General features: G+C 68.5%; 16 protein-coding genes and 3 pseudogenes. 12 read left to right on the forward strand and 7 right to left on the reverse strand.

Features of this window, described 5'->3' with window-relative positions; genetic code table 11:
* Positions 1-2 precede the first annotated feature (2 nt).
* The 3 genes from HNQ79_RS13000 (at position 3) to HNQ79_RS13010 (ending at position 5,384) form a co-directional block, all read left to right on the forward strand.
* The gene (locus HNQ79_RS13000; protein ID WP_185030166.1) at positions 3-1,493 is read left to right on the forward strand and encodes an alpha/beta hydrolase; all 1,491 of its coding nucleotides are present in this window, start codon (positions 3-5) and stop codon (positions 1,491-1,493) included.
* A gap of 964 nt (positions 1,494-2,457) precedes the next feature.
* Entirely contained in the window at positions 2,458-3,912 is a 1,455-nt protein-coding gene (locus HNQ79_RS13005; RefSeq protein WP_185030377.1) for a family 43 glycosylhydrolase, read from the forward strand.
* A gap of 53 nt (positions 3,913-3,965) precedes the next feature.
* Positions 3,966-5,384, forward strand: coding sequence for a family 43 glycosylhydrolase (locus HNQ79_RS13010; RefSeq protein WP_185030379.1), 1,419 nt, complete (start codon positions 3,966-3,968; stop codon positions 5,382-5,384).
* Between the two features lie 85 nt (positions 5,385-5,469).
* Here HNQ79_RS13010 and HNQ79_RS13015 read toward each other — a convergent pair.
* From HNQ79_RS13015 to HNQ79_RS13025, 3 genes and pseudogenes are all read right to left on the reverse strand, one after another.
* A pseudogene (locus HNQ79_RS13015) lies at positions 5,470-5,799 on the reverse strand (IS110 family transposase); the annotation flags it as partial.
* A gap of 136 nt (positions 5,800-5,935) precedes the next feature.
* Positions 5,936-7,477 (reverse strand): fused MFS/spermidine synthase, encoded by a 1,542-nt coding sequence (locus HNQ79_RS13020; RefSeq protein ID WP_185030168.1) that lies wholly within the window; start codon positions 7,475-7,477, stop codon positions 5,936-5,938.
* A gap of 796 nt (positions 7,478-8,273) precedes the next feature.
* Positions 8,274-8,837 (reverse strand): alpha/beta fold hydrolase, encoded by a 564-nt coding sequence (locus tag HNQ79_RS13025; protein WP_229923418.1) that lies wholly within the window; start codon positions 8,835-8,837, stop codon positions 8,274-8,276.
* A gap of 286 nt (positions 8,838-9,123) precedes the next feature.
* Here HNQ79_RS13025 and HNQ79_RS13030 point away from each other — a divergent pair, with 286 nt between their 5' ends.
* Positions 9,124-9,324, forward strand: a complete 201-nt coding sequence (locus HNQ79_RS13030) for a hypothetical protein (RefSeq protein ID WP_185030170.1) — start codon at positions 9,124-9,126, stop codon at positions 9,322-9,324.
* 258 nt (positions 9,325-9,582) lie between these two features.
* Here HNQ79_RS13030 and HNQ79_RS13035 read toward each other — a convergent pair whose 3' ends face one another.
* Positions 9,583-10,521, reverse strand: coding sequence for a GlxA family transcriptional regulator (locus HNQ79_RS13035; RefSeq protein ID WP_185030171.1), 939 nt, complete (start codon positions 10,519-10,521; stop codon positions 9,583-9,585).
* Positions 10,522-10,716: 195 nt separating this feature from the next.
* Here HNQ79_RS13035 and HNQ79_RS13040 point away from each other — a divergent pair, with 195 nt between their 5' ends.
* The 6 genes and pseudogenes from HNQ79_RS13040 (at position 10,717) to HNQ79_RS13060 (ending at position 13,583) form a co-directional block, all read left to right on the forward strand.
* The gene (locus HNQ79_RS13040; protein ID WP_185030172.1) at positions 10,717-11,406 is read left to right on the forward strand and encodes a DJ-1/PfpI family protein; all 690 of its coding nucleotides are present in this window, start codon (positions 10,717-10,719) and stop codon (positions 11,404-11,406) included.
* 63 nt (positions 11,407-11,469) lie between these two features.
* Positions 11,470-11,787: a hypothetical protein gene (locus HNQ79_RS13045; protein ID WP_185030174.1), complete on the forward strand. Its 318-nt coding sequence runs from the start codon at positions 11,470-11,472 to the stop codon at positions 11,785-11,787.
* The gene (locus HNQ79_RS13050; RefSeq protein WP_185030175.1) at positions 11,784-12,254 is read left to right on the forward strand and encodes a hypothetical protein; all 471 of its coding nucleotides are present in this window, start codon (positions 11,784-11,786) and stop codon (positions 12,252-12,254) included. Before HNQ79_RS13045 ends, HNQ79_RS13050 begins: the two co-directional genes overlap by 4 nt.
* On the forward strand, positions 12,251-12,553 hold the full coding sequence (locus HNQ79_RS13055) for a DUF3817 domain-containing protein (protein WP_185030176.1): 303 nt from the start codon (positions 12,251-12,253) through the stop codon (positions 12,551-12,553). Before HNQ79_RS13050 ends, HNQ79_RS13055 begins: the two co-directional genes overlap by 4 nt.
* Positions 12,550-12,988 (forward strand): annotated as a pseudogene (locus HNQ79_RS33220) (DUF6010 family protein). Before HNQ79_RS13055 ends, HNQ79_RS33220 begins: the two are co-directional and overlap by 4 nt.
* 454 nt (positions 12,989-13,442) lie before the next feature.
* On the forward strand, positions 13,443-13,583 hold the full coding sequence (locus HNQ79_RS13060; protein WP_185030178.1) for a DUF6207 family protein: 141 nt from the start codon (positions 13,443-13,445) through the stop codon (positions 13,581-13,583).
* 438 nt (positions 13,584-14,021) lie between these two features.
* Here the strand turns inward: HNQ79_RS13060 and HNQ79_RS13065 are convergent, their stop codons facing one another.
* Both HNQ79_RS13065 and HNQ79_RS13070 read right to left on the reverse strand, forming a co-directional pair.
* The gene (locus HNQ79_RS13065; protein WP_185030180.1) at positions 14,022-15,149 is read right to left on the reverse strand and encodes an NADH:flavin oxidoreductase; all 1,128 of its coding nucleotides are present in this window, start codon (positions 15,147-15,149) and stop codon (positions 14,022-14,024) included.
* A 258-nt stretch (positions 15,150-15,407) separates the two neighbouring features.
* Positions 15,408-15,722 carry an NIPSNAP family protein gene (locus HNQ79_RS13070; RefSeq protein ID WP_185030182.1) on the reverse strand — a complete coding sequence of 105 codons (315 nt, stop codon included), beginning with the start codon at positions 15,720-15,722 and terminating at the stop codon, positions 15,408-15,410.
* A 169-nt stretch (positions 15,723-15,891) separates the two neighbouring features.
* Here HNQ79_RS13070 and HNQ79_RS13075 point away from each other — a divergent pair.
* A pseudogene (locus HNQ79_RS13075) lies at positions 15,892-16,194 on the forward strand (winged helix-turn-helix transcriptional regulator); the annotation flags it as partial.
* A 655-nt stretch (positions 16,195-16,849) separates the two neighbouring features.
* Here the strand turns inward: HNQ79_RS13075 and HNQ79_RS13080 are convergent.
* Entirely contained in the window at positions 16,850-17,440 is a 591-nt protein-coding gene (locus HNQ79_RS13080; RefSeq protein WP_185030185.1) for a TetR/AcrR family transcriptional regulator, read from the reverse strand.
* Positions 17,441-17,592: 152 nt separating this feature from the next.
* On the opposite strand from HNQ79_RS13080, the gene HNQ79_RS13085 reads away from it, so the two are divergent.
* On the forward strand, positions 17,593-18,612 hold the full coding sequence (locus tag HNQ79_RS13085) for an aldo/keto reductase (RefSeq protein WP_185030187.1): 1,020 nt from the start codon (positions 17,593-17,595) through the stop codon (positions 18,610-18,612).
* Positions 18,613-19,346: the final 734 nt, after the last annotated feature.

Here is a 19,346-nt window from a genome sequence, read left to right on the forward strand (position 1 = left end):
CGATGTGGCAGCGCGCCTCCCACGCCGAGGATGGCCGGGTGACCGAGATCATCGCGGGACTGTACATGTCCCCCCTGGAAATCCTTACCTCGCTGGGTGCCGCCGCGCTGGTCGTGGCGCGCTGGCTTCCTCCCGCTGCCCGCCCGCGCGTCACGATCGCGGCGGGGGCGGTTCTCGTGCTGTCCGCGATCGTGCTGGGTGTGGTGGGGATCCGCTGGCAGATGCTGCCGGTACTGGCGGGCGCCGCCTTCGCATTGCCCTTCGCCGTCTCGCCTCTGCTGCGACGGCGTACCGGTCGGCCTGCGTGGCGGGCCCGTTGGTGGCTGGCGTTGCCGGGATCACTGGCTTGCGCCGGCCTGATCGCCTCGGGCCCGTCGGCCGTTTGGGCCTTCCCTGTCCCCGTCTTCCCCGAACCCTCGGGCCACTTCGCGGTCGGTACCCACGTGGTGCAGTGGACCGACCCGAACCGCCCTGAGACCGCCACCGCCGACCCGCACGACCGGCGCACAGTCGTAGCCCAGCTCTGGTACCCCGCGCAGCAGAGCCCCGCAGGCGTGCAGCGGGCCCAGTACGCCGGACGCACGAAGCAGGAGGCGCGCACCGTCTCCGACGCCCTCGCACGCTATGCCGGCCTGCCCGGGTTCCTGGTCGACGGTGTCCCGCGTGCCCGCACCCATGCGGTCTTCAACGCTCCGGTGGCCGACACGGGCGGACGGTTCCCGGTCGTGCTGTTCTCTCCCGGGCTGGGCGGAGTGCGTACCCAGAACACCGCCTGGGCGGAGGAACTGGCCAGCAACGGCTACGTGGTCGCCGCCCTTGACCACCCGTACGACTCCGCCGCCGTTGTCCTCGCCGACGGCCGAACCGTCAACACCAAAATCGCCGCCACCGGCGACGACGAGGAAGACAACAAACGGGCCGCCGCAACAACGGGTATCCGGGCCGCGGACCTCAGCTACGCCCTCACGCAACTGGGCCGCCTGGACCGAGGCGAGACAGCGGGCCCGCTGACCGGACGTCTGGACACCGACCGGGCTGCGGTGACCGGCCACTCCCTGGGGGGCGGCGCCGCCCTGCAAGCAGCCCGCCAGGACCGCCGGTTCGACGCCGTCATCAATCTGGACGGCTACCCCCGCGACCCCCAGCTGCGCCCCTACCGCCAGCCGGTGCTCGCGCTCACCCAGGCCATCACCCCGGACACCGACCCGCGCTACATCCCCCGCCTCACCCAGGTCCTCGAGCTCAGCACCGCGACGAGCTACCGGCTCACCATCCCCGGCACCGCACACCTCACCTTCATGGACGCCCCCCTGTACCTGCCGCCCGTGCCCTCGATGGTCGGGTCCCTGGGCCGCACCGAGAGCCCGCACCGTGTCGCCGCAACCACTCTCGCCTTCCTGAACACCACCCTGCGGCACAAACCCGGCGATCTGAGCACCGTCCTGTCGGATTACGGCGACCTCAGCACCTACCGCCCGGGCAACAGCCACTGATCTGCCGTGCCGTGCCGTGCCGCGGCAGCCGCGGTACGGCTGATCCTCTTCCCCGCCGCAGTGGCGTCCGCGGTTTGCCCCTGCCGCAAACCAGCGCGTCAGGCCTATGTGTCGACGGTTGATGAATCATGTTCGGCTGCGCGGCGAGCGGATGCCGGAGCGGCCCGGTTGGGGCCCCGTACCCTGACGTGCTCACTGCACTGCCGGTGCCGGGTCAAGCTCTGTATGGAGGTGGTCGCCAGAGAAGCCAGGTGCGGTGGCGGGGGAGAGTACCGCGCCTCAAGCACTTGTCTTACGAGGGGCCTTCTTCGCTGGAGCCGTCTTGGAGGTCTCCTTCGCGGTGGGCTTCTTCGCCTGGGCGGCTTTCTTTCGGGCGTGGTCGGTGGGTCGTGGACGCTCGCGTCTTCGCCGTTTTCCGTCGGTCCTCCGAGTCCTGAGCCGCCCGCACGTGGGCCGCAGGCCCGCCTCACCGCGGTACTCCAGCTTCAGCCGCAGAAAAACTGGATCCAAAACACCACCACGTGACCGACTTCGGGTCCGCACGGTGACAACCACCGATGGCAGCCGTTTCGGCTGCGTGACGTCGCGCTGCGCGAGTGTTGATCGGGGCGGAGCGCAGTACCAAGAGGAGGGCCGGGTGCGCGAGGGCCGAACGGCGTGGCGTGCATTCGGCCAAAAGCCGTGGGCGGGGCACGAATTGCAGACGGACTGTTCGAGGTGCCGGACGAGCTGGTCGGTGCTCTCGCGGACTCCGTGGCGGCACCTCGCGAGTGGTGTGTCGGGTGTCAGGGACCCGCAGGAAAGAAAGCTGTCCGAACCGTTGACGCGTACCAGTCGGGTACCTATGTTTTGGTCGAAGTTACGCACACCGTCCGGTATGTCGAACATGACGTAGCCGGTGACTGTCAGCTGCCGCTGTCGAAAGGGACTCTCTGTGTTCCGCACCCGCTACTGGTTCGCCTTCATGGCGGCGCTGCTCGTGATGCTGTCACCAGTGACCACGCAGCCCGCCGCGGCCGCCGAGGGGCGTCCGTACACCAACCCCGTCAAGTCGGAGAAGGGCGCCGATCCTTGGCTGGAGTACTACAACGGCCACTACTACCTGGTCACCACCTCCTTCACCGGCGTGCTGACCATGCGGAAGTCACCCACCCTGGCCGGTCTGTCGACGGCCCCCAGCGTCCAGGTCTGGAGCGACACCACCTCCACCCGCAACACCAACTTCTGGGCGCCCGAGCTGCACTTCGTCGACGGCCGCTGGTACCTCTACTACTCCGCCGGGCAGAGCGGCGTGGCCTGCTGCGACTCCCAACGCACCCATGTCCTGGAGAGCGTCGGCAGCGATCCCATGGGCCCCTACACCTACAAGAATCAGCTCACCGGCTCGAACCTGAATCCGGCCGGCTGGCTCATCGACGCCAGTGTGCTGCGCCACGGCGGCAAGCTGTACCTCCTCGGCAGCGGGTCCATCAACGGCAGCAAGCAGAGCCTGGTCATCGCGCCGATGAGCAACGCGTACACAGTCAGCGGCTCCACCTTCACCGTCATCTCCAGCCCCACACTGGGCTGGGAGACCCAAGGCGGCATGGTCAACGAGGGACCGGAACCGCTCTATCGCAACGGCAAGACGTTCGTCGTCTACTCCGCGAGCGCCTGCTGGGGCCCCGACTACAAGCTCGGTCAACTGGAACTGACGGGCAGCAACCCGCTGTTGGCCTCCGCCTGGACCAAGAAGTCCACACCCGTCTTCTCGCGGAACGACTCCGCGGGGGTCTACGGCCCCGGCCACAACGGCTTCTTCACCTCACCCGACGGCACCGAGAACTGGATCGTCTATCACGCCAACGACTCGGCCTCCGACGGCTGCGACAACGGCCGTACCACGCGCGCTCAGAAGTTCACCTGGAACGCCGACGGCACCCCGAACTTCGGTGCGCCGCTCGCCCTGGGCGCCACCCGGCCCGGTCCGTCCGGGGAGACCGCGGCCACGCCGACGGCGTACACGCTGGTGAACCGGAACAGCGGCAAGTGCCTGGAGGTCTCCGGCGGCAGCGCCGCGGACGGAACGGATATCGCACAGTGGACCTGCGGAGGCGGGGCCAACCAGAAGTGGCGGATCGAGGACCTCGGCAACGACACCAGCCGCCTCGTCAACGTGGCGACGGGCAAGGTCATGGACACGGCCGACTGTTCCGCCGCCGACGGTGCCGATCTGAGGCAGTGGTCATGGCTGAACAACAACTGCCAGAAGTTCCGGATCGTGTACACGGCCTCGGACGACTACGTGCGGATTGTCAACGAGAGCAGCGGCAAGGTGGCCGACGTCGCGGACTGCGGCACGGCCAATGGCACCGACGTACGCCAGTGGACCTGGCTGAACAACACCTGCCAGCAGTGGCAGCTCAAGCCGGCGGCATGACGGCCGTCAAGGAGAGAGAGACAGTGAAACGACGCGACACCACGAAGGTGATCATGGCTCTGTTCGCCACCCTGGCCATGCTGACCACCGCGACCCCCGCACACGCCGCGGCGCCCGCCTCACCGGCGGTGACGTTCACCAACCCGGTCGCCGAGCAGCGCGCCGATCCGCACATCTTCAAGCACACGGACGGCTACTACTACTTCACCGCGACCGTGCCCGCGTACGACCGGATCGTCATGCGGAGGGCCACCACCCTCCAGGGACTGTCCACGGCCGCCGAGACCACCATCTGGAGCAAACACGCCAGTGGTGACATGGGCGCGCACATCTGGGCGCCGGAGATCCACTTCATCGACGGCAAGTGGTACGTCTACTTCGCCGCCGGGTCCACCAGCGACGTCTGGAAGATCAGGCCATACGTCTTGGAGAGCGGTGCGGCCAACCCGCTGACGGGCACCTGGACCGAGAAGGGCCGCATCGCCCTGCCACTCGACACCTTCTCCCTCGACGCGACCACCTTCGTCGTCGGCTCGACGCGCTACCTCTCGTGGGCGCAGAACGACCCGGCGGTCGGCAGCGGCACGAACCTCTACCTCGCCAAGATGTCCAACCCGTGGACCATCAGCGGCGCCCCGGTCCGAATCTCGACGCCCACTCACGCTTGGGAGACCGTCGGACACAGGGTCAACGAGGGCCCGGCGGTCATCCAGCGGGGCGGCAAGGTCTTCATGAGCTTCTCGGCCAGCGCCACCGACAGCAACTACTGCCTCGGCCTGCTGACCGCGACCGCCGGCGCCGACCTGATGAACCCGGCGTCCTGGACGAAGAACCCGAACCCGGTCTTCACCAGCAACACCGCGACCGGCCAGTACGGCCCGGGGCACAACACCTTCACCACGTCCGAGGACGGGAAGTCGGACGTCCTCGTCTACCACGACCGCAACTACAAGGACATCAGCGGCGACCCGCTCAACGACCCCAACCGCCGCACCCGGTACCAGAAGCTCTACTGGAACGCCGACGGCACCCCGAACTTCGGCATCCCGGTCGCCGACGGGGCCACTCCCGTCCGCTTCTCCTCCTTCAACTTCCCCGACCGGTACATCCGGCACCGGGAATTCCGCGCCACGCTCGCAGCAGACGTCACCAACCTCGCGGACTCCCAGTTCCGTGTGGTCACGGGCCTCGCCGGCAGCGGCACCGTCTCCCTCGAATCGGCCAACTTCCCCGGCTACTACCTCCGCCACAAGAACCATGAGGTGTGGGTCGAGAAGAACGACGGCAGCACCACCTTCAGGAACGACTCCAGTTTCCACCGTCGTCCGGGCCTGTCGGACACGGTCGCCGGTGTCTCCTTCGAGTCGTACAACTTCCCCGGCCGCTACCTCCGCCACTACGCCAATCTGCTCGTGACACAGCCCGTGGCGACGACGACCGCCAAGGCGGACGCGACGTTCTACGCCCAGTAGGAACGTCGGGCCGGCCGCTGCCGAACGGGGAGCGGCCGGCTCTTCGCTCAGCAGCAGCCGTGCCAAGGGACCTCTATGCCCATCGTCAATCAAGCAGAGGGCTTCTCGGTCGGTAGAGGCTTCCGTCGCGGAGCATGGCGAACAGGACGCTGATGCGGTGGCGGCTGAGGCGGAGGAGGGCCCGGCGGTGGGTTTTGCCACGGGCTCGGCCGCGGCCGTGATAGGCGCATGCGGGAGGCGATAGGTACGTGCGAGAGGTGGGACCGCGAAGGGCTGCGAACGCGGAGAGGAACATCGTTCGTTTCAGTTGCCGGTTGCCGCCTCTCGGAGCGTGCTCGCCGGGAGCGACGTGCGGACTGCCGGGTTGCCGGGGTGGGGTCGGCGTGGGAGGCAGGTGGGCGGCGGCGGGAAAGCTCTGCCGTCGCCGGGTGTCGTGTCGGGCGAGCCGGGCGGAGACACGTGGAACCGGCGCGACCAGTGGCGGTTGTCTCCACACGGTGCTCGGTCGTGGCATTCGACCACGGGGCAGGGTGGGACTGAGGCGTGTCCTGTTACCGGGCGAGCTGCGCTCTGGGTTGGAGGAGCTGGTCGACGGGCGCGTAGTCGTCGGTGAGTAGCTGGGCGTCGCCGATCCATGAGGTGAGGGTCTCGCCGGTCGCGATCCTCCATCCGATCTGCCGGGCGTCCAGCGCTTCCTGAATCTTGCGTAGATCAACTGGCCGGCTGGAGGCAAGCACCACCATGTTGCCCCCTACGGGGGTGCCGCTCGGGGCGACGCCGATATCGGCGGGTCGACCGATGAGGGAGACGTGCTTGAAAGTTCTGCGGAGGGTAGCCACTTCGGCACGTGCGAAGGCCAGGTCACCGTGGTCGATGAGGTTGGCGATGTACAGCCCGTCCTCGTTGAGGACGCGTCGCACGTCAGCCATCGCTTCCGCGGTGGTGAGGTGCCACGGCACGCTGACACCCCCGAAGGCGTCGCCGACGATGAGGTCACGGCTGCCGGCCTCCAAGCGCCGCAGGCCGAGCCTGCCGTCCTCGACGCGTACCTCCGTACCGGGAACCGACCGCAGCCCGAGTTGGTTGCGGTCCAGGCGCACGACTCCGCCATCGATCTCGGACACCGTGCTGCGCGTGCCGGACCTCGTTGCCGCCAGGTAGCGGGGAAGAGTGAGCCCGCCGCCGCCCAGGTGGTGGGCAGCGAGGGGGGCGCCTTCGGGGAAGGAGCTGTCGATTACCGACGCCATGGCGCGCACATAGGCGAACTTCAGGAAGGTGGGATCGTCGGTGTCGACGTAGGAGTGCCGCACACCGTCCAGCACGAGCGTGCGGCCGCCGTCCCGGACGGGGTCCGCGACCACCTGGACGCAGTGGTATCTGGTCTCTGTGTCGCAACTGCCCGGCACGACCGTCGTGGCAAGACCGCCGGCGACGACCACCATGGAAAGGGCGGGGGTGCCGCTCCATCCTCGCGTGCGCCACTCGATCAGCGCCGAGCCGGCCAGCAGCAGGGTTCCGAGGCCGATGAGGATCCCGCTGACGGGCCACCGGGACACGAACACGAAGCCGGTGAGAACGGTGCCGACGATGGCGCCGACGGTTCCGACGCCGGACAGGCGTCCGACCACTGTGCCGGTCTCGGCGAGGCTGGTGAGGCGCAGCTTCGTCACGATCGGCGTCACCGCGGCGAGCAGTGCGCCGGGCACCAGGATGGTCAGCGACGCGATCAGGAAGAGCATCGCCGGTGCCCACTCCGCGGTGGCTCGCAGTGCGGCCGGGGTGAGCGCCACGCCCGCGCCCGACACCCCGAGTGCGGGCCCGATGAGCCGACGTGGCTCGACCCGGTCAGCGATGAGCCCGCCCAGCCAGGAACCGAGGGCGATGGCGGTGAGTGCGATGCCGATCACCATCGTGCTGGTCTCAAGGGTGAGGCCGAGGTACGGGGCCAGCAGGCGGAGGGCGACGATTTCGACGACAAGGACCGCGGCCGAGGAGCCGAATACCAGCACCGCAGCCACGCGCGGCCCCAGGCCGCAGGTGCGAGGCGAGCCCTCGGCGAGAGGTGAGGAGGACGTTCTGGTCACGGGTGACATCCCTCTTTCCGTCGACGTGCAGCATCAAGGTCGGCCGGTCGGTGAGTCGAGCGTGGCGGCGGAGGCCACCGCGCCCACTCTCGGTCTGCGCTCCCCGCGGCATTTCTCCTGCACACCGTAACGAGCGCGGTCACCGGGGTCCGCCCCGCATCCTGACCATAGCGACTGCTCGTGACGCCCGAAACGCTCGTTCGGCACCACTCGTGATCCCGTGGACGACGGCCCTGCCCTCATCAGCGAGGACGCCGGTTGGCCACGACAGGCGATAACCGGCCAGGGCCGGGTAAGTGACCGGCCATCAGGGACGGCGTCACAGGCCGGTGACCGGACAGCACCGTGCTTGGCCACCGGCCAGCCACCGGTCAGCCCGGACAGGCCAGCCGACAGTCACCCGTCGGCGGCCATGCGTGAGTTATGGACGAACGTGACCCACGAGTGCCGCCGCACCGCCGCACCGCCGCACCGCCGCACCGTCGCATCGACGCGGAGGGGCACCCCACACTCGCGGAGCTCGAGGATTCGATCCGCACCAACCAGCTGTGGACGACCGGGCTGCTGGCGATCGACAGCGGAAGTCCTCCGGGGACGTCATCGCGGAAGGAAACGGACGCCGTGTACGGGACTGCCCAACCGGGCCCGCGGACCGAACTACCGCGCCGCCGGGCTTCACCAGACAGCGAGGGATGCGTGCCGCTTCGGTGTATCAGCCGGTCGCGGGACCCGCCTTCGGAGAGCTGTCGGACAGACGTGAGCGGCGATGCGGACGGTTTGTCAGCTCACACAAGTTCGAAGGCCTCTACGCTGTGAAGAAGTGGGCGAGCGCGGAGCCGATCCGGTCGGGGGCGTTTTCCGTGGGGATGTGCTCCGCGTTCGGGATGCGGATGAGGGTGGCGTGAGGGATCTCCGAGGCGAAGCGATGGGCGTATTCCACTGTCTCGTGGGGGTCGTCCTCGCCCCAGATCAGCAGCTTGGGCGTGGTGGACCGCTGCAGCGCGGGGACGAGGTCGAGGGTGTAGCGGTTGTCGGCCGCGCCTGCCAGGGCCGTCCAGGAGTGGCGAACCCGCCTGGTGGTCCACGGATGGACGTACTCGGCGATCAACGGCTCGGTGGCGGAACCGGCCAGCGCCCTCGTGACCGCCTGCCGACGGGCGGCGAGCACCCCGTCGGCCGTGTCGGAGTTCCGGAAGTGCGCCACGTGGGGGGCGGGCCAGGAGTCGTAGAGGACTGAGTTGACCAGGGCGAGGCGGGACACGTCGAGCCGGTCGTGGGCGAGGAGGTGCTGGGCGATGGCGCCGCCGATGTCGTGGCCTGCCACGCCGATGGGACCGGAAAGGTTCAGCGCGGCGACAAACCGTGTCACCCATCTCGCGCTTCAAGTGCCACTCGTCCTCCGCCCTCGGCTCGGCAGCCTGGCCGGCTCCTCCAGCTCGCTCCGGCCCGCGGCACAGCGTCCCGGCACCGCCGGAGCCTCGCCAGGCGCACCCGCGTCCCCAGAGACTCGGCGGTGACGCGGTGACGCCGAGATCCGCTGCCGCCGCCGCATACGTCCGCTTCCCGGCCTCGGCGCGGCAAAGCGCGACAGGGACACGGCGACGGACAGCAGGCCGGGGCCGGTCGCCCGGAAACGAGACGCCGCTGCTTGCGGCGTGTCCGTTCAGCCGGTCCGCAGCCACACCCGCAACTGGAAGGACCTGACCTTCTACGGCCCACCCGCAGCGCCGAGTACGTGCACATCGACGCCCTGTTCGGCCTTCGGCAACGGCGGGGGGATCGCCGACAACGACCCGGGCGAGCAGGAGAAGACGGCGAAGTTCAACGCACTGCTCTCGAACGGTGATCTTCCATAACGCGCTCGACATCGCCGAGATCGTGCGCCGGCTGCAGGCCGAGGGGATGGACATCGATTCGGAGGACTTGGCGCAGGTCTCGCCGTACCCTGACCGAGCACACCCGCCGCTTCGGCGAATACTCCACCCACGAACTCGGCGACGAACCGGCCGCCTACGACCCGCCTGGACATCGACTTCACCCCGCTGGGCGGCGAGGAACCCGCCGTGGTCGGCTGCACCGCCGCCTGAACCCGGAGCCTGCCATGTCTGCCTGGGTCAGCTGAAGGTGCGGCGGTAGGTCTGCGGGCTGACGCCCGTGGCGCGTTTGAAGCGGTCACGGAAGGTAGTGGATGAGCCGAAGCCGACTTGGCTGCCGATGCGTTCGACGGAGTGCTTTGTGGTTTCGAGAAGGTGTTGTGCCTGTCGGATGCGGGCTCGGTGGAGCCATTGGAGCGGAGTGGTGCCGGTCTGGTCGCGGAAGCGCCGGATCAGGGTTCGGGTGCTGGTCCCGGCGCGCGAGGCGATATCGGCGAGCGTGAGTTCGCGGGACAGGTTGTCCTGTAGCCAGGCGAGCAGCGCCTCGAGTTCGGCGCCCTGCGGTGTGGGGGTGTGGTCGTGGACGATGAACTGCGCCTGTCCGCCCTCCCGTTCGAGGGGCATCACCGACAGGCGGGCGGCGTCGGCGGCTACGGCCGAGCCGTAGTCACGGCGGATCATGTGTAGGCACAGGTCCATCCCCGCGGCGGCGCCGGCCGAGGTGAGAAGCTGGCCGTTGTCGACGTAGAGGACATCAGGGTCGACGTCGATGTCGGGGTAGGTGGCGGCCAGCAGGCCGGCCGCGCGCCAGTGGGTCGTGGCGCGTAGCCCGTCGAGGAGCCCGGTGGCAGCCAGGGGGAAGGTGCCCACGCAGATGGAGGCGATCCGGGTGCCGTCGGTGGCGGCCGAACGCAGCGCGTCGCGTACGGCCGGCGGGAGCGCGGCCGTGGGGTCGGTGACGCCCGGAACGATGATCGTGTCCGCATCCTGCAGTCCTTCAAGGCCCCAGGGCGCGCGCAGGGTGAACGCTCCGGCGTCGATCTCGTCGTGCACGGCGCACACCCGAACTTGGTAGCCGGGCCGCCCATCGGGCAGGCGGGTCCGGGAGAACACCTCGAGGGGAGTGGACAGGTCGAACGGGATCACCTGATCCAGTGCGAGAACGGCAACGGTATGCATGGCCAGAAAATACCCTGTCGTCGGACTGGCTGAGTCAGGAAATTCCCCTAGAAGTTCCGTATCCCCGCAGCTCACGGCATTCAGCAACGTGTTGTCATTATTCCGTTGAAACATGTCACTAGTGCCACTGGGCGGCCGCGGCGACAACCTGTTGACTTCGGAGCGTTGATGAAGAACACCCCGAAGGGATCGCCCATGCATATCCAGATCGTCCTGTTCGACGGCTTCGACCCGCTTGATGTCATCGCCCCGTATGAGGTGCTGTACGCCGGCGGCTCGGCGTCAGACGGCGCGGTCAGCGTCGAACTGGTCACCGCGGAGGGCCCTCGCGAGGTGGTCAGCGGCACCGGGGGACTGGCGTTGCACGCCGCTGGCGCCCTCGACCTTGAGCGCGCCGACTTCCTTGTTGTGCCCGGCGCCTCCGGCCGCGTAGGCGAGCCCAGCGAGGTCCCGGAAGAGGAAGTGGCCGCCGGCGAGTGGAAGCAGGACGAGTTCATCCCGGTGCTGCTGGGCCGGACGCTGACCACCGACCTGCCCGCACTCCTCAAACAGGCGATGGACGACCCGCACATCACGGTCGCCACTGTCTGCGGCGGCTCGCTGGTCCTGGCCATGGCCGGCCTGCTGGAGGGGCGTCACGCCACCACCCACCACATGGGACTGGACATGCTGGACGCCACCGGCGCCCACGCGGTCCACGCCCGCATCGTGGACGACGGCGACCTGATCACCGGCGCCGGCGTCACCTCCGGGCTCGATCTGGGCCTGTACCTGCTGGAGCGCGAGGTGGGCCCCCGCATCGCGCACGCCGTCGAAGAACTCTTCGCCCACGAGCGGCGCGGCACCGTCTGGCGCGCCCAGGGGCCGACGCCCCTCACCCTCTGAGCACTCGCCTGCTTCTCCGATCAGTCGCTCACCACCCCTTGCACAGTCAGGAAGAACATCACCATGTCCGTCGACGGCATCTGGAACCTGTCCATCTCCACCCCCATCGGCAAGCTCAAGCCCGTGATCGAACTCCGTGAACAGGACGGCGCCCTGACCGGCGTCGCATCCGGAGCCGGCGAGGACGTACCACTCACCGACATGTCCCTCGACGGCGACCGGCTCACCTGGAAGCAGGCCATCACCAAGCCCATGCGGCTGAACCTGGCATTCGATGTGACGGTCTACGGTGACACCCTCCGGGGTACCTCCAAGGCCGGCCGCCTCCCCTCATCGACGGTCACCGGCGAGCGGCAGTCCTCCGCGGAGCACCAGGCGTGACCAAGTTCTTTCTGTCCCTGCACGTCCTGGCTGCCATCATCGCCGTCGGCCCGGTTACCGTCGCCGCGAGCATGTTTCCCGCGACGCTGCGCCGCGCCCTCGGCGCCCCCGGTGACGGCGACCCCTCCACCGTCCTGCGGACGCTGCACCGCATCTGCCGCGTCTACGCGGGCATCGGCATCGCGGTTCCCCTCTTCGGCTTCGCCACGGCCAGCAGCCTCGGTGTCCTCGGCGACGCCTGGCTGCTCACCTCGATCCTGCTGACCACGGCGGCCGCCGGTGTACTGGTCCTGCTGATCTTGCCCGCCCAGAACCGCGCCCTGAACGAGGCGACAGGCTCCGCCGCGCCGACGCCAATCCCCGTGGCACCGCGCCGACTCGCCATGCTCACCGGCCTCTTCAACCTGCTCTGGGACACTGTCACCGTACTGATGATCATCCGTCCCGGCTCCACCACAGGGGCATGACCGTGCACCTGCAGCCTCCCGCCCACCTGCGCATCGCGGCTCACGCCGAGCTGATTTCGCTGATCGTGATGCTGGCCAATGTGTTCACCATCCACCTGAAGCCCATCTCGTCCTTGATGGGCCCCACCCACGGCTGCGCCTACCTCTTTGTTGTGATCGCGACCTGGCGCCTCCGGCGGTCCCCGGCCGCTGCCAAGGTCCTGGCCCTCGTTCCGGGCGCCGGCGGACTGCTCGCGCTGCGTCGGCTCGACCGCCCTGCTTCAGCTCGCACTCAGGTGGAAGGAGTCATCCCCTCATGACCCTTGTGTCACCGCTGATCGTCGGCATCATCTACTGCCTGCTGATGTCCTTGATCAGAGAACCACACCGTCGCCGCTTCAACGCGATCCTGGTGGGCGGAGCCGGAGCCGCCTATCTGAGCGGCGGCGGATTCGGCCCGTGGGAGCTCCCGTTCGTCGCACTCACGGCCTACGTCGCCTACCGCGGCGGACTCCTGGACCTTTATCGGCATCGGCTGGCTCCTCCACACCGCATGGGACACAGCCCACCACCTCAAGGGCAACCCCATCCTGCCGTTCGCCCACGACTCATCCCTGGGTTGCGCCATCTGCGATCCGGTCATCGCCCTGTGGTGCTTCCGCGGAGGATTTTCCCTGATCGCGACCATCCGCCGTTGGTTCAGGCCCAATCGCACAGCAGATTACGTGCACGATCACGCCTCTGCCCCCTCCTGAGCTTCGCTGTGGGACAGAACCGAGGAATCAGGTCAGTGGTGGTCGTGCGCAAGCAGCCGACGAGCGGTCCCCACCGCAACGTCGGACCCGGTCGTCAGCTCGTCGTCCTGGTCGATTCGGGGCCTCGCCGGGAATGCTGCTGGGTTGAGCGCTAAGGAACGATCTTGACTGGCGTCGTTTCACAGGTGGTCCGGCATGGAACGCGAGCACAAGCACCTCGGCTGCGGCATCGACCTCGCCACCCTCGGCGAAGAACTCAAGGCGTCCGCTGACGCGGTGCCCGTGGGGTGTGTTCCCGACCGGGTGAACCCCGGGCCCGCCGGCAACCGGCGGCGGGGCGGCCGCGTTCCTGCGGGCATGGAGCTCACCGACGATGCCCTGAGCGCCCACCTGCCCGAGCCGGGTCTTGCCGTACTGACCGTCCACGCCCTGGAAGAGGACACCCTTCTCCGAGGTGTGCCGTGTCCTGGGGGAGTGGTGGGCGGCCACCACCACGGTGCAGGCCCGGCCGGTCCCGGGGCAGCACGGGGTGCAGGCCCGGGTGTACGTCGACATCCGGCAGCCGCCCCCGGCGCAGGACGGGCCCACGACGTGACCTGGAGGACGCAGCGCGCCTCACGGCCGACATCGCCGCGGCCCGGCTGTGCCGCCACCTCGGCCCGGGCGCACCCGGTGTCCCAAGGAAACCTTGCCTGTGCCGGGCACACCCACAGACGGCAGCGGCGGTTTCGGCCTTGCCTTTGTCGGGCCAGCCGTGCGACGCGCCCTCTCGTATCGAAGGGACCGGCGTCCCTGCCACTGGATGATGAGCTGTTCACGGTCCGAGTAGGGACCCCCGCATGGGCCCGCAGCACCCTCGGATGGGACCGCCAACGCTGTGCACAACGCCGCACGCCGCGCCCTGTCCGACCTTCTATTTGGACAGCATCTCCTCGCAGGCCCCCGCGACCGGACGGCGGATCGTTGCCCCGACGAGCGCCGTGACGCATGACGGCGCTCATCGGCTCGTCTTTCGCCGGCAGGAGAAAGCGCCCTAGCTGAGGGTCTTCAGCGCCGCCGCGTCGTACGGAGCGAGCTCGTCGAAGCGGCCCGCGAGGACCTTCTCGGCCCACAGCGGGTCCTGAAGCAGGGCCCTTCCGACGGCGACCATGTCGAACTCCTCGCGCTCCATGCGGTCCAGCAGGTCGTCGATGCCCTTGGTCCGCGATCCCTCGCCCGCGAAGGCACGGATGAAGTCGCCGTCGAGACCGACGGACCCGACCGTGAGGGTCGGCTTCCCGGTCAGCTTCTTCGTCCAGCCCGCCAGGTTCAGGTCCGAACCGTCGAACTCGCCGGTCCAATAGCGGCGGGTGGAGGCGTGGAAGGCGTCGACGCCGGCCGCGGTCAGCGGTTCGAGGATGGCCGCCAGCTCCTGCGGAGTCTCGGCGAGGCGGGCGTCGTACGCCTGCTGCTTCCACTGCGAGTAGCGGAAGATCACCGGGAAGTCGGCTGATACGTTCCCCCGGATCGCGGCGACGATCTCGGCGGCGAACTTCGTCCGGGCGACAAGGTCACCGCCGTAACCGTCGGTGCGGCGGTTCGTGCCCTCCCACAGGAACTGGTCGAGCAGGTAGCCGTGGGCGCCGTGCACCTCGATGCCGTCGAAGCCGATGCGCTCAGCATCCTTGGCCGCCTGCGCGTACGCACCGACGACGTCGTCCAGGTCGCCCTGCGTCATCGCCCTGCCCGCGCCTTCGGTGCCGTCGGCCGCGATGCCGGAGGGGCCGACCGCAGGGGCGTCCGCGAAGGGCGGGCTGCCCGCCGTGCGGACCATTCCGATGTGCCACAGTTGCGGCACGATCGTGCCGCCGACCGCGTGCACGTCCGCGGCGACCCGCTCCCAGCCGGCCAGCTGCTCCTCGCCGTGGAACCGCGGCACCCTGTCGCTGTCGCCGGCCGACTCGTGGCCGACGTAGGTGCCCTCGGTGATGATCAGACCCACGCCTGCGGCGGCCCGGCGCGCGTAGTACGACCGGACGTCCTCGCCGGGGACGCCGCCGGGCGAGAACTGACGGGTCATGGGGGCCATCGCGATGCGGTTCGGAACGGTCAGGCCGTTCAACGCGATGGGGCGGGACAGAATATCGGCTGCGCGGGTCGCGGGCGACGCGGAGTCAGTCACGGAAGTGTTCCTCCTCAAGTACCGAAAGGCACGCATAAGAAATTGAATTCGCGTGCTTCAACCGTGCCGACCGCCGTGGCATTCCATGATTGATGTCCCGCACCTCTGTGATCCGAGCCACGGTGGACGCCGCGACGTCGGTCACGGTTCTTCTAGGACGTTCCCCTCGACGGCCACCCCCCGCAAGGCTGCCCACGGTTCGCATCGCTCCGGCGAGGCGCTGGCCGTTCTCGGTGCGGCGGGCGCAGGCAACGGAGGTCAGGGGGATTCGGGAAGCATCGGACGCATGAAACTGCGGTCGTACCGGAGCACGCAGCCGCTTTCGTCCCGGATGCGGTCTGCCTCCACGAAATCCGGGTCCGTGCCGAAGAGAGTGCGGTAGTCCTCGTAGGCGGCGAGGCTGGGAAAACTGAAGAGCGCGAGCGCCTTGTCGCTGGCGCCCTCTCCTGGCAGGAAGTATCCGTGGTGTGTCCCGCCGTGCTGGTTGACCAGTTCCATCCAGCGACGCCCGAACCGCTCGAACGACGCGATCTGTGCCGGATCAATCACGTACTCGACCACACAAGTAATCATCCGCGCAGGTTACTTCGCCACATGGCAGACGACGGGCGAGCCGGGTGGACCCGTGCCGTGTGCCGCCTTCTCGGGGACAAGTGTGTGGCGCGAGGCGAGCGGGGACCACTCTGTGCGCCTCAGCGTCGGTCGAACCTCCTGGCAAGGGACCGGAGGCGGGACGAGGAACTCGGACGTCGCCAATAAGTGGGCGCTCCTGGGCATCGACGTTCCGGGTGAAGGCACCCTGCGCTCCGGCGAGGTGCGCAATGAAGTCGAGGGGACCAGCCACAAGATGCTCACCCAGAACCTGTGCATGCTGGAGCGCAAACGGCCTGATCGAGCGGAACGTGCACCCCACTGTGCCGCCGCGGGTCGAGAACACCCTCACCGTGTCCGGCCAAGCCCTGCGGGAGACAGTCCACAGAATGTGCGATTGGACCCACGAATACTTCGGTCACATGAGGCCGCCCGCCGCCGCTTCGACGCCTGACGGGGGCGATTGCGTCTGGCCGGTCCGGCCTCACGGCACCAGGCGCCCTGCCCACCCACCCGGGCAAACGCCCATAAGCCGTCCGGAACCAGACCCTCAGTCAGGGATCAGAGACGTGGTAGTTCGGCAAGGAGTGGGAGGTTCTCATCCCGCGTGGCGGCCGGTTCGAGAAGGTCGGCGAGACGACGAAGGTCATCGGCGGCGAGGAGTACAAGGTCATCAAGGTGAAGCAGGTGGGCTGAGCCGACGTGTACGGCCCGGTGCGGGCACCGGCCGGTCTCCGCACCGGACCGTCGTCATGCCGGGACCCCGGAACTCCGGTTTCGTCGTACAGGCGGCGTGGGAAGACCCTGGCGGCAGGGCGGGCACAGATCCTGGTGATCACGGAGTTGCAGCGCTCTGTGATCACTTGTCAGACCTGCGCATGGGTTGCGGTCATGCTCAGGTCCGAGCCGGGTGGTGGGGGTCGGTGTCAGCTGCGTGTTTCGCCGCCATCGAGGGTGCTTTTCTGGCCGGTGGCGTAGCTGTTGGCCATCAGGAGAAGGGCCGAGGCGGCGGCTTCCTCGGCGGTGCCGAAGCGGCCGGGGGAAGCGGTCGATCCGGGGCGGCGATCGCGCGACCTCTTCGCAGAGCCGCACGCGCGAGGTCGCCGAGGTCAGTGGTGTGAGCGGCGTAGCCCTGCGACGAGGAGTGCGGCCATGCGGCGTGCGTCGTAGCGGGGATCGCTCTCCGCGCCGATGCAGAGGTTACCGACGCCGCGCATGAGCTGGTATGCGTCGATTTCGGGGCGGATCTCGCCGGCGACGGCTGCGGCTTCGAGCAGTTCGGTGCAGACGGGAAGGAGACGGTCGAGGAAGTAGGCATGCAGCGCTTCGAAGTCGGCGTTGTCGGCCTGCAGCGCGGCGGCGAGTCCGTGTTTGGTCACGAGGAAATCGACGAAGAGGTTGATCCACTGCCCTAGGGCTGTGTACGGAGAGCCAGTCGCCAGCAGGGCCGGGCCGGCATCGGCGCAGGCGTCGACCTGGTGCCGGTAGACGCCGACGATGAGGTCTGCCCGCGTCGGGAAGTGGCGGTAGATCGTGCCCAGCCCGACGCCGGCCTTGGCCGCGATGTCGCGTACCGGCGCGTCCACGCCTGACGTGACGAAGACCGTGGCGGCCGCATCGAGCAGGGTTTCCTTGTTACGTCGGGCGTCCTTCCGCCCGGACGGGGCCACCCGTCTTGCGCCCTCGTCGCTGTCGCTCACCGTACGCTCCGTCCACTCGCCGCTTGCCAAAACGGAACGATGTTCCGTATCGTTCCGGAACGGGGTTCCGTTTTGCTCATGATGTCAGAGCAGGGCCCGGTGACCAAGTCATGTAATGCGCCGCCTTTCACCCCTCATGAGGAGACACAGCCATGCAGTACCGCATCTTGGGCCGCACCGGTGTGCAGGTCAGTGCCCTCGCGCTCGGCGCGATGAACTTCGGAAAGATCGGCCGCACCAGCCAGGACGAGGCCACAGCCCTCGTCGGCGCCGCGCTGGAAGCGGGGATCAACCTGATCGACACTGCCGACGTGTACGGCGGCGGCGAGTCGGAGGAGATGGTCGGCAAGGCCATCGCCGGGCGCCGCGACGACATCGTGCTGGCCACGAAGGCGACCATGCCGATGGGCGACGAACGCAATCGCCAGGGCAGTTCGCGCCGCTGGCTGGTCACCGCGCTGGAGGACAGCCTGCGTCGGCTCGGCGTCGACCACGTCGACCTCTACCAGATCCACCGGTGGGACCCGAAGACCAGCGACGAGGAGACCCTGTCGGCGTTGACCGACCTGCAGCGCGAGGGAAAGATCCGCTACTTCGGCTCCTCGACCTTTCCGGCCTACCGCATCGTGCAAGCCCAGTGGGCCGCCCGAGAACATCACTTGAGCCGCTACGTCACCGAACAGCCCAGCTACTCGATCCTGCAGCGCGGCATCGAGACCCACGTCCTGCCCGTGACCAAGCAGTACGGGCTCGGAGTGATGGTGTGGAGCCCGCTGGCCTCGGGCTGGCTGTCGGGCGCGGTCCGCGAGGGCCGTGAGATCACCACCAGCCGCTCAACCTTCATGCCGCAACGCTTCGACACCACCATCCCCTCCAACCGGGCCAGGCTCGACGCCGTCGAACAACTGGCCAAGGTCGCCGACGAGGCCGGCCTGACGATGATCCAGCTCGCACTCGGCTTCGTGACCGCGCACCCCGGCGTGACCAGCGCCCTCGTCGGCCCTCGCACGCTGGACCACCTGCACTCGCAGCTCGCCGCCGCAGACATCACGCTCTCCGCCGACATACTCGACGCGATCGACGGCATCGTCGCCCCCGGCACCGATCTCGCCGCGCACGAGAAGAACGACACTCCGCCCGCGCTGCTCGACCCGTCACTGCGGCGACGCTGATCGTCCCAGCGACAGCCTCCACGTCCTCGTCTGCGACATCCCGAAGCTGCAGCAGTGGATGGCGATAGCAAGTACCGCTTCATGGTCGCCTTATGGGACTTCCGTCATCTGGCGGCCCCATCAATAACCGGCCACGATGGCGCACGTGGGGACGTGTGGGCCGCCGAAGATGCAGGAAGGCGAATCCGGCGAGGGCGAACCACAGGGTGGCCATGCGGGGTCAAGGCGCCGTCTTGAGCGCGACGGAGCCCGCCAGCATGACGCTGGCGGGCTCTTCGCGGTGCGGTGTTACCAGTTGCAGTGGGCAGGGCGACGGCACCGGCAGTGGTGGCGCTGTCCCAGGAGATATCGTGCCGCCAGGTTTCCGCCGGTCGGATCCGACCAGTAGATCGAGTCGCGTTCGAAGTGGTTGTAGGCCCTTTGCCGTTCGGGGTGGGCGTCTCCGAGTTCCGGGGCAGCCCAGCTTCTGGGCGTTGTCGCCTTCCCGGTACTTGTCAAGGATCACGCCGCGTACGACGTGGCCGCAGATCGCCTGCTCCGCCGCCGATGCCGCCGGCGCCCCCGCGATCAGCGAGCCCCTCATGCCTACCGCGCGAAGTGGCAGGCCGACGGCCGGGAGGCGCTGGTCGTCAACGCATTAACTGTCCGGCTGTGCTCGAAGTGGCTTGCCCACGTCCTTCAGTGCGCTGCCGGAGTCGGTCTGGGACCGGCTGAGGACGCTGAAACTGCCGTCG

It is taken from the genome of Streptomyces candidus, from assembly GCF_014207445.1.
Taxonomy (GTDB): domain Bacteria; phylum Actinomycetota; class Actinomycetes; order Streptomycetales; family Streptomycetaceae; genus Streptomyces; species Streptomyces candidus.

Excerpts from the sequence above, each read along its gene's own strand:
- HNQ79_RS13000 (WP_185030166.1), top strand. The coding sequence starts at position 3 with ATGTGGCAGCGCGCCTCCCACGCCGAGGATGGCCGGGTGACCGAGATC.
- HNQ79_RS13005 (WP_185030377.1), top strand. The coding sequence starts at position 2,458 with ATGGCGGCGCTGCTCGTGATGCTGTCACCAGTGACCACGCAGCCCGCC.
- HNQ79_RS13010 (WP_185030379.1), top strand. The coding sequence starts at position 3,966 with ATGGCTCTGTTCGCCACCCTGGCCATGCTGACCACCGCGACCCCCGCA.
- HNQ79_RS13020 (WP_185030168.1), bottom strand. The coding sequence starts at position 7,477 with ATGTCACCCGTGACCAGAACGTCCTCCTCACCTCTCGCCGAGGGCTCG.
- HNQ79_RS13035 (WP_185030171.1), bottom strand. The coding sequence starts at position 10,521 with ATGCATACCGTTGCCGTTCTCGCACTGGATCAGGTGATCCCGTTCGAC.
- HNQ79_RS13040 (WP_185030172.1), top strand. The coding sequence starts at position 10,717 with ATGCATATCCAGATCGTCCTGTTCGACGGCTTCGACCCGCTTGATGTC.
- HNQ79_RS13045 (WP_185030174.1), top strand. The coding sequence starts at position 11,470 with ATGTCCGTCGACGGCATCTGGAACCTGTCCATCTCCACCCCCATCGGC.
- HNQ79_RS13055 (WP_185030176.1), top strand. The coding sequence starts at position 12,251 with ATGACCGTGCACCTGCAGCCTCCCGCCCACCTGCGCATCGCGGCTCAC.
- HNQ79_RS13070 (WP_185030182.1), bottom strand. The coding sequence starts at position 15,722 with ATGATTACTTGTGTGGTCGAGTACGTGATTGATCCGGCACAGATCGCG.
- HNQ79_RS13085 (WP_185030187.1), top strand. The coding sequence starts at position 17,593 with ATGCAGTACCGCATCTTGGGCCGCACCGGTGTGCAGGTCAGTGCCCTC.